The organism is Kitasatospora sp. NPDC034035, assembly GCF_055575755.1.
The window spans coordinates 230,412-244,634 of record NZ_JBVISA010000001.1 but is presented as its reverse complement, the minus strand read 5'-3'; the positions used below and the strand labels follow the sequence as shown (position 1 = coordinate 244,634).

Below are 14,223 nucleotides of genomic sequence, written 5' to 3'. Positions count from 1 at the left end.
CGGGTGCGGCCGGTCCGCACCCGCGAAGACCCTCCAAAGCCTTCTCAGCGCAGCGGCAGCAGCCCCGGCACCGGGCCGCCGCGCCGGGACAGGCGGCGCAGGAACGTGGCGACGCCGGGGGTGCCGACCGCCCAGGCGCGCGCCTCCGCGTCCGGTTGCCGGCCCGGGAAGACCGGCCGGTTCGGCGGGCCGCCGGCACGGGTGAGGAGGAGACCCGCCAGGTCCTCGGCCGCCGCCCAGTGGCGGGCGTCTGCGGTGGCGTCCGCCAGGTCGATCAGGAGGTCCCCGACACCGGCCAGGCCGCAGCAGCGGAACACCTGGGCGGTCCTCGGAGCGACGGTTCGGCAGGTGGCGGCGGCGTCGGCGGCCAGGGCGAGCAGGTCCTCGTCGCCGTACCGGAGGCCGGCCTGGACCAGCAGCGTGCCGAGTCCGGCCAGTCCCCGGCACCAGGAGAGGTAGCGGCGGGTCGCGCCGGGCCGGCGGGCGGCGTCCGCGATCCGGGGGAGGTCGGCGGCGAGGCCGTCGACGATCCGGCGGGCGGTGTGCTGCGACGCCTCGTCGGGCATCGCGAGCAGGAAGTGGGCGACGCCGGCCCGGCCGTGCGCGAAGCCCTCCGCGAGGGCGGCGGTGCCGGGGTTGGGCGGGTCCTCGGGTTCGTCGAGCGGTCCGGTCGTCAGCCGTGCGGCGCAGCGGGCGGCAGCCGCGCGGTGCCGGTCGGCGCGCTGCCGGTCTCCCGCCGAGCCGACGGCCGCCGATCCGCCGACGGCCGAGCCGACGGCCGCGAGCAGCAGGTGCCCGGTGCCGATCCCGGCCGCACCGGCGATCTGGTCCGTCCCCACGCCCAGGCCGGGCGCGGCGCGCAGACCGGAGGGGAGCGGTTCCGTCCCGAGTGCGGCCGCCGCTTCGGCGAGGAACAGCTCGACGCCCGTACGGCCTTGGTACAGGGAGTCGTCGAGGCGGTCGAGGGCCGGGTGGGCGGCGGTCCAGCGGGCGAGGTCGGCGGCGGCGGAGCGGGCGTCCGGGCGGTCCGCGTGCTGCAGCAGTTCGAGGCCGAGCCCGGCCGCGCCGTCGTAGAGGGAGAGCAGGGTGCGGGGCCTCTCCGCGCCGGGGCCGGCGGCGACCAGCTCGCGGGCCATCCGTACGCACGTGGTGACGGTGTGGTCGAGGGCCTCGTCCGGCAGCGCGCGCCCGGGCCGCGTCGGCCGCCGCCGTACGGGAGCGGCGTCCGCACGCGCGCGGCGCAGTCGCGAGGCCGCTGCGGCGCGCTGCGCCGGGTCGAAACTCAGCAGCCCCGCGACCAGGTCCACCACCGGGTCGGCCTCGGGGAGGGCGGCGCGCAGGCAGGCGAGGGTGCGGTCGCGGTTGGTCGCCGGGTCGGGGTCGATGACGACCGGGTCGAGGCCGGTGAGGGCGTAGTGCAGGGTGGTGCCCAGCGCGTAGTGGTCTTCGGTGGGGTCGTCGCCGGTGCCGCCCGGCAGTCCGTAGCCGGCGGTGGCGCCCGGTGGGCGGTCGCCGGCCAGGGCGCTCACGCCGAAGTCGACCAGTGCGGCACGGCCGTCGGGGTCGAGCACCACGTTGGCGGGTTTGAGGTCGCACACCACCACGCCGCGCGCGTGCACCGCGTCGAGGATCCGCAGCAGCCCTCGCGCCAGTGTCCACCCGTCGCGCCCACCGTCCCCGGGGCCTGCGACCGCAAGGGCGCTGTACGGGCCGGAGGTGAGGACGTCACGGCGCAGGTCCCGTCTCCCGCACGCGCCGCTGACCAGGTATTCGTCGGTGCCGTGCCGGAAGTAGTCGACCAGCGGCGGCACTCCGGGCACCCCGGCCAGTGCGGCGAGCACTCGGCGTTCGTGCCGCAGCCGGCCGCGTGCGTCGGTGCCGGCGCCGTCCTCGGCGACGAAGGCCCTGGCCTGTTTGACCACCACCTCGCGCCCGGTGGCGAGTTCGACCGCGCGGTAGACGTGGCCGCTCGGCGCGCGGGTGATGCCCGCCGTGATGCGGTAGCGCCCGTCGCCGACCCGGGTGGTCGCCGGACGGGCGGGGGCGTCCGGCGGGGTGAACGGGTCGCTCGCCCAGGGTGGTTGGCGGTAACGGGCTTCGGCCAGGCCCGGGAACGGCGAGCCGTCGGGGCCGGTCATGCCGCGTTCCGCTTCGTCGTCCGTGACGCGGAACGGTCCGTAGCGGTAGTACAGCGGGGCGTCCGGCCGGATCCGGCGGTCGCTCACCACCGCGGGGCCGGCCCATCCGGTCAGGGCCCGCGCCAACTCCGTTGCCAGGGCGTGGACTTCGTCCGGCCGGGGGTAGAGCGTCACGGCTTTGCCGACGGCGGCGGCGCCGTGGCGGCCGCTGTTGAGTTCCTGCAGCACCGCGGCGCTCCGGGCGAACTTCGCGTCGCAGGTGTGGCGCAGCAGGATCGGGACCACCACGTCCAGCAGGTCCGCCAGTTCGCCCGGGCGGGTGGACACGTGCAGCTTCCATCCGTGGGCCAGCTCCGGCATCCGCGGGTCCTGGAGGTACCACCACGGCCCGTCCTCGCGCAGTGGCCCGCGCGGGACGGGAGTGGCGGCGGCGAGCGCCTCGCCCCTTCTCGGCGGCGCCTCACCCCTCCGCTGCGACGCCTCGCCGCTTCGCAACAGCTCTTCGACTCTGCGTCGCAGCGACTCGGCGGAGCCGGGGTCGGGTGGTGCGTCCATGGTTCCGTCCCTTCCCCGGTTCCGCTTCGTGCCCGGCTGATCGCTCGGGTCAGGCGTTCATCTCGCAGGGGAAGCGGGTCAGAAGTCGACCTCGCACGGGAAGCGGGTCGGAACGTACGTGACCCACGGGTCGGCGAGACACGCGACCGGCGTGAGGTCCGCGTCGAGCTCGTCCTCGAAGGTGAGGGTGTCCTCGTCGATGTCCAGCAGGCCTGCGTCGCGGATGTCGGTCATCACTGCGCTCATGTGGATCCTCCCGGTGATTCTGGTCATTGGGATCTCTGACTGGGCTGCCTCATGCTAGCCACGCCCACCGGGCCGTCACAGGGGTCGGACAGACCTGGCAACTCGCCTACGACAAAGGACGGTTCCGTTTGTGGACGCCGTCTGCGTCCACCCTCACACCTCGCCGCCTCCGCCCGGGTCCGCCCTCGACGAGGCGGTGAGCCGTCAAGCCCGGACCGGAGCAGTCAGCGCGGGCAGGGTTGCTCCCGGCCGGTACGACACGGCGGGCCGGCCCGGTACCCGAGGGGTGGGTACCGGGCCGGCCCGTGCCGCGTGTCACGCCGGGTCAGCGCGCGGCGGTCTTGCGGGTGCGGCGGGAGACGGAGTCCAGGACGACGGCGGCGAGCAGGACGGCACCGGTGATCATGTACTGAATGGCCTGGTTGACGTGGACCAGGTCGAGTCCGGTGATGATCGACTGGATGACCAGGATGCCGAGGAGCGCGGACCAGGTCTTGCCGCGCCCGCCGAACAGGCTCGTGCCGCCGATGACGGCCGCGGCGATGGAGTTCATCAGGACGTTGCCGCCGCCGAGGATCTTGTCCGCGGAACCCTGCTGGGAGGCGATGAACAGGCCACCGAGGGCCGCCATGCCGGCGGAGATCATGAAGACGGAAATCCGGATCCAGGCGACGTTGATGCCCGCACGGCGGGCGGCCTCCACGCCACCGCCCACGGCGAAGACCTGCCGGCCGTAGCTCGTGCGGCGCAGGACGAAGTCGGTGATGACGACGACGGACAGGAAGACGAGCAGGGGCAGCGGCAGGCCGCGGTCCTGGTTCAGCATGTAGGCGGCGGTCAGCGCGATGACGGCGAGGACTCCGGTGCGCAGCGCGATCTCGCTCATCGGGCGCGCGGCGAGGCCGGCGGTGGCGCGGCGGCGGGCGTCGAGGATCTGCCCGGCGGCGAAGAGCGCGACGCCGAGGACGGCGAGGCCCCAGGTGTAGGCGATGTCGCCGTCGCCGAGGAAGTACGTGTCCAGGTTGGCCACCACGCCGTCGTTGACGACGTTGACGGTGCCCTTGTCGCCCAGCACGTACTGCTGCAGGCCGCTCCAGGCGAGCAGGCCGGCGAGCGTGACGACGAAGGCCGGGACGCCGATCTTGGCGAAGAAGAAGCCGTGCAGGGCGCCGATGGCGACGGCGGCACCGATGGCGATGAGGCAGGCGACCCATTCGTTGTAGCCGGAGCGCACGGACAGGACGGCGGCGATCGAGGCGGAGACGCCGGCGACGGACCCCAGCGAGAGGTCGATCTCGCCGAGGAGGAGCACGAAGACGATGCCGACGGCGATCAGGCCGGGGCCGACGATCCACTTGGTGATGTTGGTGAGGTTGTCGGCGTTGAGGAAGTCGCCGGTGATGCCCTGGAAGATGGCGCCGATGAGGATCAGGCCGAGGACGACGGGCACGGAGCCGAGATCGCCGTTCCTCATCTTCCGCTTGAACTCGGCGAGGTAGCCGGCGAGGCCGGCCTCGCGGACGAGCAGGCGGGGGTCGACCGCGGGGGCGGCCGGGGCGGGGGTGGTCTGTTCGGTGGTCACTTCGCTTCTTCCGCGATTCGGGCCTGACGACGGGTGACGGCGTTCTCGGTGGCGCCGGTGATGGCGGAGATGATCACCTCGTGCGAGGTGGTCGCCACCTCGAAGACGCCGTTGTTCCGGCCCAGGCGCAGGACGGCGACGGTGTCGGCGACGGCCTTGACGTCGGCCATGTTGTGGCTGATCAGGATGACGCCGAGGCCGCGGTCGCGCAGGCGCTCGACGAGGTCGAGGACCTGGGCGGTCTGCTCGACGCCGAGGGCGGCGGTGGGTTCGTCCAGGATGACGATCTTGGGGTCGCCGACGAGTGCACGGGCAATGGCGACCACCTGGCGCTGGCCGCCGGAGAGGGCGGCGATGGGGATGCGCACGCTCGGGATGCGGATGGAGAGGGTGTCGAGGAGTTCACGGGCGCGCTTCTCCATCGCGACCTCGTCGAGCGTGCCGAAGCGCTTCAGCTCACGGCCGAGGAAGAGGTTTCCGACCACGTCGAGGTTGTCGCACAGCGCGAGGTCCTGGTAGACGGTGGCGACGCCGAGGGCCTGGGCGTCGTGCGGGCGGCCGATGGAGACCGCCTGGCCCTCCCACTCGATCGCTCCCTCGTCGATCGGGTGGACGCCGGCGATGGTCTTCACCAGCGTGGACTTTCCGGCGCCGTTGTCGCCGACCAGGGCCACCACCTCGCCTGCGTGCACCTCCAGGTGCACGTCGGTGAGTGCCTGGACAGCGCCGAAGCGCTTGGAGACCCCGCGCAACGCCAGTACGGGTGCGCCTGTCACGTGAACCATCTCCTTCTTCCCGCGCGCCGTGATGGTGGGTCGGCGGCCGGGGTGGCCCGCGCGCCGTGCGGGCGGGCGGGTGAGCGTCAAAAGGGGTTGTCGGGGCGGGCCGAGGTCCGCCGCGGCTGCGGGCGGGCTCCCCGGGGATGCGGGGAGCCCGGCCCGGGCGGTGCTACTTCAGGCCGGCGGTGGCGCAGGCGGCGGCGTAGTCCGCGGTGCAGATGTCGGCGGCCTTGTAGAGGCCGTCGGCGATGACGGTGTCGTTGATGTTGGCCTTGGTGACGACCTTGGGGTCGAGCAGCTTGGCCGGGATGCCCTTGTCGGTGGCGCTGTCGACGCTGGCGGTCGCGACGGTCTTGACGTCCTTGCCCTGCAGGAGGTCGACGGCCAGTTCGGCAGCGCTGTCGGCGAGCGGCTTGTAGGCCTTGTAGATCGTGTAGGCCTGGTCGCCGTTGACGATGCGCTGGATGGCGTCGAGGCCGGCATCCTGACCGCCGACCGGGACCTTGATGCCCGCACCCTGGAGCTGGGTGATGATGGCGCCCGCCATGCCGTCGTTGGCGGAGTAGACGGCCTGGAAGCCGTCCTTGCCGAACTGGGTGATCGCGGCACCGATCTTCTGACCGGCGACGGTGGGCTTCCACTCGCCCGACTGCTCGTAGACGACCTTCTTCACCTTGCCGTCGAGCACCTTGTGCGCGCCGGACTTGAACTGGCCGGCGTTCGGGTCTGCGTCGTCGCCGTTGATCATGACGATGTTGGCGTCGGCGGCCTGCGCGCCGAGCGCGTCGACCAGGGCCTGGCCCTGGAGTTCGCCGACCTTCTCGTTGTCGAAGGAGGCGTAGGCGGCGACCGGGCCGGTGGCCAGGCGGTCGTAGGCGACGACCTTGACGCCCTTGGCGGCGGCCTCCTTGACCCAGGACTGGGTGGAGGTGGCGTCGAACGCGTCGAGGACGATCACCTTCACGCCCTGGGCTATCAGGGTGTCGAACTGCTGCTTCTGCTTGGCGGCGCTGCCCTCGGCGTTGTTGTAGAGCACCTTGCAGTCCGCGCACAGGGCCTTGACCTTGGCCTCGATGAACGGCTTGTCGAAGGACTCGTAGCGGGTCGAGGACGCGTTCTCGGGCAGCAGCAGACCGATCGACTTGGTGTCACCACCCGCGGCGGAGTCCTTCTTGTCGCCGCCGGCCTTGCCGCAGGCGGCCATGGACAGGGCCATCGAGACGGCTGCGGTGGCGATAACGGCGCGACGCATCGTTGCGTTCATGTGGGGGTGCCTCCCTGACGTCGCCGCGACGGTGCGGCGGAGTGGGAGGGAGTCAACCCGCAGATGTCAGATGGAGTCAAGAAGTAAATCCAAGACGAGATCATGTTGGCTTTTTTGTTATCTTCCTGAACGCATGAAGCGCCGGGTTCTGCACCCGTGAACACGCAGAGAAGCATGAACGGGACTATCGGTGACGAAATCGACTGCAGGCCGGGCGGACTGCCGGAGGCGCTCCGCGGGCTGGGTGCCCTGGGTGCGGAGCGGCTTCCTACGGGGCTGGTGCGTTCAAGATGTGTCGACCGGGGTATAGTCCGCGGGTCGGCTACGGACTCCGCCGAGGAAGCCCCGTCGGGCAGGCATCTGCCCTGACCCGCGCTGCCGGCCCGACTCGCCTGCCCGGAAGGCTTTCTGGCGGAACGTCAGCGGCGGCTCGCGTGAATGGCTCGGCCCGTCAGTCGCGGAGCCGCCGGGCCCGGAGGTACTCGCGGCCGAGCAGGCGCAGCGCGGCGGCCTTGGCGGGGCTCGCGGAGCGGCGGAGCAGCGCGCCCAGGTCGGCGCGGGCGGCGGCGCTGATGAGCTCGTCCACCCCGAGGAGGCAGCGAACCATCGGCCGGTGGGCGGGCGGCACCAGCTCGATGACGGCCCTGCCCTCGGCGAGTGTGCGGTCGGCCCGGTCGAGCAGGTCGCCGAGCAGCGTCCGGACGGCCGGCAGGTCGCGGGCCTGTTCCAGGTCGGCCCGGGTGACGCCGTGCTCGCGCAGGGTCTGCTCGGGGACCGTCAGCCGGCCCTCGGCCAGGTCCTCCGCGAGGTCGTTGACGAAGTCGAGCCGCTGGGCGCCGTCGATGTAGGTGCGGCAGGCGGCGCGGAAGACCGCCTGGTCGCCGGCCGGGCCGAGCAGGCCGGCGACGACCATGAAGCCGGGCAGCGAGTACCCGTCCACGTACGCCTGGTACTCCGCCTCGGTGGCGAACCCGGTGAAGTCGAGGTCCGCGTCCGCCGCGGCGAGGAAGTCCAGGACGCGCTCGCGCAGGGCGGGGTGCGCGCCGACGCTGTTCAGCAGGGGGCGCAGCTCGGGGTCGTCGGTGCGGCCGGCGGCAAGGCTCTCGGTGACCTCCCGCTGCCAGCGGGCGGACGCCGCCCGGCGCTGCGCGAGGGGGCCGCTGTCGAGCAGGGTGTCGGTGCGGTGCATGAAGGCGGCCGCCGCGATCACGTGCGGGACCGTGCGGTCCGGCAGCAGCAGGCCGGCCGCCAGGGTGACCTCCCGCTTGTACCGGGTGACCTGTTCCCGCTGCCGGCCGTAGTCGGCCCGCAGTCCGGGGTCCTGCACGCCGGCGGCGTCCAGCGCCCGCTCCCACCTGCCCACTCGGTCCACCCAATCACTTGTTCGATCGGGGCCGAGCGTAGTCGGTGGGAGCCGGGCGTCCTATTCGAGACGCCACCCGAGACGGTCGCCACCCGAGGCGCCGAACGCCCAGGGGCCGAACGCCCGGGGAACGGACGGTCAGCGCTGGCGGATCGTGGAGAAGCCGCAGGCGGGGGTGCAGAGGGTGACGATGCCGCTGTAGCGGTAGGTGGTGCGGCCCTTGGTGACGCTGTGGACGGTGACCTTCTCCCGCAGGTTCAGTTCCCGGCAGCGCGGGCAGGCCGCGCTGACCGGCTTGCCCCAGGGGCGGTTCGGGTCCAGCTTGCTGTAGGAGACCACCATCAGGACGACGGCGAGGCCGGCGCCGCCGAAGCCGATGTACCGCCACACGCTGCTCGAGGACTCCCGGCGGTCGATCATCTCGTCGTAGGAGTAGGTGCCCCCGCCGCCGTGGTTGGACCAGATCCGGCACTCGCTGTCCCGGGTCATGGTCTTGCCGTCGCAGGTCGGTGCGGAGTTCGGGTCCGACTTCCCGACCACCAGCGCCAGGAAGAGGCCGACTGCGGCCAGCAGGCCCAGCACGACCACGGCGGTGGTCCGGCTACGGCCGGTGTGCAGCCGTTTGCGCTCGTTGTACGCCGTATCGATCACTGCCTGGGCCATGTTGCCCCCGTCGACCGCCACCACGTGTCTCCTGTTGTCCGGATGTCCGTACGGCTCGCGTCCCGAGCCGCATACCCGCTCGGCGAGGGGGCGACACGAACCCACCATGATCAACGCGTGTTCGCACCCGATTCGGAAAGGTTGTGACCTTTCAGTTATCGGCCGTGACCGAGGCCAGGTAGGCGGCGGCCTTCGCCGGGTCGAGGAACCACCGCTCCACGTCCGCCGGATCGTTGAAGTTGTTGGCGAACCGGTCGGCCACGGCCGGGTGTTCGCCCGCCGCGACGAGCAGGTCGAGGACGTGCGGGGGCGGCGGGGCGAGCATCGCGTTGGTCCAGGTGGTGACCGGGCCCGCGGTCTCCCAGAAGCCGTCGAAGGCGGCCTGCTGGAAGTCGCGGTCGAAGGGCTTGTCGCCGTGGGCGAGGATCGCCGCCAGGTAGCCCGTCGCGCACTTGGCGGCGTTGTTGGCGCCCTGCCCGGTGATCGGGTCGTTGGTGACGACCACGTCCGCCACGCCCAGTACCGTGCTGCCGCCGGGCAGTTCGCCGACGGGGTGGCGGACCACCGGGGTGAAGCGCCCGGCCAGGGTGGCGCCGGCGTCGGTGAGTTCGACGCCGGACCGCGCCCGGTCGTACTCCCAAGGGGTGAAGGTCTTCATCAACTCCAGGGTCACCCGCAGGTGTTCCGCCGGGTCGCGGATCCCGTCGAAGGCGTCCGCCGGTCCGCCCGGCACGGCCTCCCAGAGCAGGATGTCGCAGGGCCCCGACACGGTCAGGGCCGGCATCACGAACAACTCGGCGATACCGGGCACCACGTTGCAGCGCACCGCCGGGAAGTCGTGCTCGGGGCGCGGCGCGAGCCCGTGCACGTAGGCGGCGGCCAGCGCGCGCTGCGGCCGCTCGTGCGGCGAGCGCGCGTGGTCGCGCTCGAACAGCGAGCCCAGCGGGCCCTTGCCGGAGGCGATCAGCACCAGGTCGTACGAGCCGGCCAGGTGCTGCAGGTCGGCGGCGGTCACCTTGCGCAGCTCCACCCGGCCGCCGCGTTCGGCGAAGGTCTCCAGCCAGGCGGACATCTTCAGCCGCTGGTCGACGGAGTACGCGGAGGCCTCCAGCCGTCCGACCCAGTCGATCACCCGTGCCGACTCCGGCCCGGTCACCGACACCCCGACGCCCTCGATCCGGGGCGCCTCGTCGGCCCACAGGTCCAGGCCGAGGGCGCGTTCGGTGCGCAGCGCGGAGTCGAACATGCACTGGGAGGAGAGCACCCGCCCGGCCCGCACCTCCTCCGCGCTGCGGTCCGTCAGCACCGTCACGTCGTAGCCGTGGGACTGCAGCCCCAGGGCCAGTTGGAGTCCGGCCTGCCCGGCGCCGACGATCAGAACTCTGCGCATCGCCCCTGCTCTCCTGCTGGCACGTCCCGGTGGTGGTACGTCCCGGCATCGCGTACGTCCCGGCTCGGCGGCCGGCTCCGCCCGGTTACCCAGTGGCCTGGATACCAGTCATCGGCGCGCGCGTCCACGGGCCGAGCAGGGACCGTACGCAACGCCGGGGGCCGCCGGGGGTCCGCCGGGATCCGGCTCCAAGCCGCCTGACACAATCCGATCATGCGAACAGCGGAGGTGGACTGGGGCGACGTCCGGCGGCGGGCGCTCGCCCTGCGGGCGATGCGGGAAGCCGAACAGGGCGGTCCGCGTCCTCCCCTTCCGCCGCCGCTGACCGAGGCCCACATCCGGGAGGCCGAGGAACAGTTCGGCCTCGCCTTCCCCGCCGACTACCGCCGGTACCTGCTGCACGTCAGCGCGGGCAGCGAGCACAACCGCATCCGCGAGCTGCACCGCTCCGACCACGGCTGGCGCTGGCGGGGTGACCACGACACCCTCCTCGCCCGGCTCGGCACCCCGTTCCCCGACCACGACACCGCCCTCGCCGCCGAGGAGGAGGTCTGGGACCGCGCTCCGAAGGAGGGGGACCACGCCGACCCCGCCGCCTTCGCCGCCGCGCACGCCGCCTGGAGCGAGGAGGCGGAGGCCGCCGCCGAGGCCCGCGTCAGCGGGGCGGTCTTCCTGGTCGCGGGCGGCTGCAGCTTCTCCACCCTGCTCGTGGTCAGCGGCCCGCAGCGCGGCACGATGTGGTTCGACGGCCGGGGCACCTGCGACCGCCTCAACCCGCTGCTCACCGACGACGACCGCCCGGCGACCTTCACCGAGTGGTACCTCGACGACCTCGCGCACGCGGAGCGCCCCGACTCGCCGGAGAAGCGGGCCCACACCCCGATCTCCGGCCGCTGGTTCGACGACTGGCGGCAGTACCGCTCGTAGACGCCCCTCCTGAAACGCCGCCACGAACCCGCCGCTACGAACCCGCTGCTACGAACCCGCCGTTACGAACCCGTCGCCACGAACCCGCCGCTACGAACCCGCCGCTACGAACCCGCCGCTACGAACCCGCCTTTACGAAACCGCCGCGCGCCCGGCCACCAACTGGTCGCCCAACGCGCTGCGCCGGTACAGGACGTGCCGCCCGTCGCGGGCCCGGGCGACCAGGCCCGCCGCGTACAGGACCCGCAGGTGCTGGGAGACGGCGCTCGGCGTGACCCGCAGCCGGCGGGCGACCTCCACGGTGGCCGACGGCTCCGCCAGCAGAACCAGCAGCCGGGCGCGCGGCGCGCCGAGCAGCGCGGCCAGGGCTGACGGGCCGGTCGGGGAGGCCAGGCCGGTCAGGCCGCGCAGCCCGATCAGGCCCTCGGCCGGCGGGGAGTCCCACAGGGTGGCCACGCCCCGGCTCGGGTAGACCAGGCTCGGCGGCTCCTCCGGGCTGAGCGGCGGCGCGGGCTTGTGCGCGAACACGGACGGTATGAGCAGCAGCCCCCGGCCCGCCGCCGCGACACGGTGCCGGCTGATCATCCGGTCGATGTGCAGCACGCCGCCTCGCCAGCGCAGGTCCGGGTGCATGTCGGCGAACAGCAGGCGGGCGCCGCCGAGGGCGAGCCGCCGAGCCCGGTACGTCATGTCCGCCTCCAGCACCAGGCGCATCGTCGGCCACTCCGGCGCGATCGCCGACTCCCAGTACCGGCGCAGGAGTTCGCACAGGGCGTCGCGCAGCCCGGCGACCGCGTCGTCATCGCCCTCCGCCGCGACCCGCAGGGCCTCCGGCACCGGGTCCGGTGCGTGCGTCAGCAGCAGGTCGCGGCGGACCAGGGCCGGGGAGGTCCGGCGCACGACCGACAGCTCCTCCTCGAAGCCCGGCGCGAAACTCCCGGGAATCGGCGTCAGGAAGTCGGGGACGGTGCGCCGGCGGGCGACCAGGGACATCAGCAGCCCGGCGTCGAGCGCCCCCAGCCGGCCGAGGACCGACCTGCGCCACGGCAGGTGCAGCGCCGACAACCCGGGGTCCTGCAGCACCCGCAGGCTCAGCACGGCCTCGTGCAGCGGCGACAGCGCGAACCGGGTGTCCGCGAGGTCCTCGACGTCGAGTACGAAGCTGATCATCAAGCACCACGCTACATCGATTGGCGGCGCCACGACGATGCCGTGCACTGGCGCCATGACACCGACGACTCCGCTCACAACTCCCGTACGGCGCACCGCCGCCGGAGCCCCCGCGCGGGGTGACGGATGACCCGCCGACTGGTCCTGCTGCTGTCCGTCACCTGCGCCGTCGCGGTCGGCAACCTCTACTTCCCGCAGGCCGTCGGCCCGCTGATCGCCGCCGGACTGCACGTCCCCCCGGACGCGGCGGCCCTCGTCGTCACCGCCACCCAGCTCGGCTACACCGCCGGAATCGTCCTGCTCGTCCCGCTCGGTGACCGGCTCCCCCACCGCCCGCTCCTCGTCACCCTGCTCACCCTCACCGGCCTGGCCCTGCTCGCCGCGGGCTGCGCGCCGACCCTGCCCGTCCTGGTCGCGGCGAGTGCCGCCGTCGGCCTCACCACGGTCGCCGCCCAGATCGTCGGGACGCTCGCGGCCGGCCTGGCGGGCCCCGACCGCCAGGGAAGGGTGACCGGCGCCCTGCTCAGCGGGTCCACCGGCGGCATGCTGCTGGCCCGCACGTTCAGCGGCACCCTCGGCGAGTGGCTGGGCTGGCGGGCCCCCTACCTGGCCGCCGCCGCCCTCACCCTGCTCCTCGCCGCCGTCCTGGCCCGCACCGTCCCGGCCACCGCCCCCACCTCCCACGCGCCGTACCCGGCCCTGCTCGCCGCACCGCTGCGCCTGCTGCGCGACGAGTCCGAGCTGCGCCGCTCCTGCGTCTACCAGGCGAGCGTCTTCGCCGGGTTCTCCGCCGTCTGGACCTGCCTGTCCCTCCTGCTCACCGGCCCCACGTACGGGCTGGACGCCCGGGCGGTCGGCGGGCTCGCCCTGGTCGGCGCGGCCACCGTGCTCTGCACCCCGTACGCCGGCCGGCTGGTGGACCGCCACGGCCCCGACCCCGTGAACCTGGTCTGCCTGCTCGGTGTCCTCGTCTCCGCCGCCGTCCTCACCGCGGGCGGCCGGGGCGGCCCGCTCGGCCTGGCCGCCCTGACCGTCGGCACCCTGCTGCTCGACGTGGCGATGCAGTGCGGCATGGTCGCCGGCCAGACCCGGGTCAACGCCCTGCGGCCGAAGGCCCGAGGCCGCCTCAGAACCGCCTACATGACCTGCGCCTACCTGGGCGGCAGCGCAGGCTCCTGGCTCGGCGTCCGGGTGTGGAACCGGACCGGCTGGTGGGGCGTGTGCACACTCCTCGCCGAACTCGCCACCCTCGCCCTGGCCCGCCACCTCGCGGCGGTACGCGGCGCGGGCCGCACCCGGTCACCTGCCGACGGTGAGCAGCGGTGCCTGACCCGATGACGGACGGACGCGCCCCGACCCCGCGGCAGCGCCGACACCCCGTCCCACCCCGGCCACCCCTTCGCCCGGCGACCCGCCGCCTCAGCCCGAGACCAGCCGGCGCCCGGTGATCTCCTGCGGGCGGATCCGGACCCAGCACGGCCGGTCGCCGCCCGCCCACGGTGCCGCGCCGGGCAGGCCGGCCAGGCGTTCCAACTCGTCCGGGTCGTCCACGTAGTGCGCCGGGCCGAGGGCGAGCACGCTCCAGCCGCGGCCGAGGTACTCGTCGATGTGGTCGACCTCGAAGGAGACCACGGCGCCCTCGTCCGGGGCGGTGCCCGCGTGCGCGCCGGTGCGGTAGGCGAAGGAGGCCCGGTCGACGACGTAGTTGACGGGCAGGACCTGCGGTCCCGGCTCGACCGGCAGGCCGATCCGGCCGATACCGTGGGTGCCGACGAGCTCCCAGCATTCGGCTTCGGTGAGGTTCTGCAGCCGGGGGCGCGGGCCGGGGCCGCCCTGTCCGGGCGGAGAGTCGGTGCGGCCCTCCAGGATTTCGGCCCGGCTGCTGCCGAGGGCGGCAGCGATCCGCAGGAACCCTCCGGGGTCGAACACGGGCCCGGCTTCGAGCAGGTGCCGCAGGTAGCGGGGGGCCATCGCGGCCCGGCGCGCCAGGTCCTCCTCGCTCAGGCCGAGTTGCTCGCGCCGTTCGGTGATCCGGCGGGCCACGGCGGCGGCATCGGGGGTGTCGTTCACGGTGGTGACTCCTCGGCTGGCCGGGGCCGTCGGGTTGGCCAGGGCGCACCCATCCAAGCGTCCGGCCTGCGGCAAG

General features: G+C 73.5%; 12 protein-coding genes. 2 read left to right on the top strand and 10 right to left on the bottom strand.

Annotated elements, in window-relative coordinates; translation table 11 throughout:
- Positions 1-44 precede the first annotated feature (44 nt).
- The 8 genes from lanL to ACZ52J_RS01020 form a co-directional block, all read right to left on the bottom strand.
- On the bottom strand, positions 45-2,693 hold the full coding sequence (gene lanL / locus ACZ52J_RS01055) for a class IV lanthionine synthetase LanL (protein ID WP_465614909.1): 2,649 nt from the start codon (positions 2,691-2,693) through the stop codon (positions 45-47).
- 78 nt (positions 2,694-2,771) lie between these two features.
- A complete protein-coding gene (locus ACZ52J_RS01050; protein WP_465614908.1) occupies positions 2,772-2,939 on the bottom strand; it encodes an SflA family class IV lanthipeptide in 168 nt (55 codons plus the stop codon).
- A 325-nt stretch (positions 2,940-3,264) separates the two neighbouring features.
- Positions 3,265-4,521: a sugar ABC transporter permease gene (locus ACZ52J_RS01045; RefSeq protein ID WP_465614907.1), complete on the bottom strand. Its 1,257-nt coding sequence runs from the start codon at positions 4,519-4,521 to the stop codon at positions 3,265-3,267.
- Positions 4,518-5,306: an ATP-binding cassette domain-containing protein gene (locus ACZ52J_RS01040; RefSeq protein ID WP_360501970.1), complete on the bottom strand. Its 789-nt coding sequence runs from the start codon at positions 5,304-5,306 to the stop codon at positions 4,518-4,520. The genes ACZ52J_RS01045 and ACZ52J_RS01040 overlap by 4 nt, the downstream gene beginning before the upstream one ends.
- Before the next feature lie 163 nt (positions 5,307-5,469).
- Positions 5,470-6,564 (bottom strand): sugar ABC transporter substrate-binding protein, encoded by a 1,095-nt coding sequence (locus tag ACZ52J_RS01035; protein ID WP_360501968.1) that lies wholly within the window; start codon positions 6,562-6,564, stop codon positions 5,470-5,472.
- A 451-nt stretch (positions 6,565-7,015) separates the two neighbouring features.
- A complete protein-coding gene (locus tag ACZ52J_RS01030) occupies positions 7,016-7,927 on the bottom strand; it encodes a phytoene/squalene synthase family protein (protein ID WP_465614906.1) in 912 nt (303 codons plus the stop codon).
- 138 nt (positions 7,928-8,065) lie between these two features.
- Positions 8,066-8,611 (bottom strand): hypothetical protein, encoded by a 546-nt coding sequence (locus ACZ52J_RS01025; RefSeq protein WP_360501963.1) that lies wholly within the window; start codon positions 8,609-8,611, stop codon positions 8,066-8,068.
- A 130-nt stretch (positions 8,612-8,741) separates the two neighbouring features.
- Complete coding sequence (locus tag ACZ52J_RS01020; protein ID WP_465614905.1) at positions 8,742-9,980, bottom strand: styrene monooxygenase/indole monooxygenase family protein; 1,239 nt, start codon at positions 9,978-9,980, stop codon at positions 8,742-8,744.
- A 213-nt stretch (positions 9,981-10,193) separates the two neighbouring features.
- Between ACZ52J_RS01020 and ACZ52J_RS01015 the strand changes: the two genes are divergently transcribed.
- On the top strand, positions 10,194-10,907 hold the full coding sequence (locus ACZ52J_RS01015; protein WP_465614904.1) for an SMI1/KNR4 family protein: 714 nt from the start codon (positions 10,194-10,196) through the stop codon (positions 10,905-10,907).
- 132 nt (positions 10,908-11,039) lie between these two features.
- Here ACZ52J_RS01015 and ACZ52J_RS01010 read toward each other — a convergent pair whose 3' ends face one another.
- Positions 11,040-12,077: an ArsR/SmtB family transcription factor gene (locus ACZ52J_RS01010; RefSeq protein WP_465614903.1), complete on the bottom strand. Its 1,038-nt coding sequence runs from the start codon at positions 12,075-12,077 to the stop codon at positions 11,040-11,042.
- Between the two features lie 126 nt (positions 12,078-12,203).
- On the opposite strand from ACZ52J_RS01010, the gene ACZ52J_RS01005 reads away from it, so the two are divergent.
- Positions 12,204-13,415, top strand: a complete 1,212-nt coding sequence (locus tag ACZ52J_RS01005) for an MFS transporter (RefSeq protein WP_465614902.1) — start codon at positions 12,204-12,206, stop codon at positions 13,413-13,415.
- 81 nt (positions 13,416-13,496) lie between these two features.
- Here the strand turns inward: ACZ52J_RS01005 and ACZ52J_RS01000 are convergent, their stop codons facing one another.
- The gene (locus tag ACZ52J_RS01000) at positions 13,497-14,147 is read right to left on the bottom strand and encodes a helix-turn-helix domain-containing protein (protein WP_465614901.1); all 651 of its coding nucleotides are present in this window, start codon (positions 14,145-14,147) and stop codon (positions 13,497-13,499) included.
- Between the last annotated feature and the right edge of the window lie 76 nt (positions 14,148-14,223).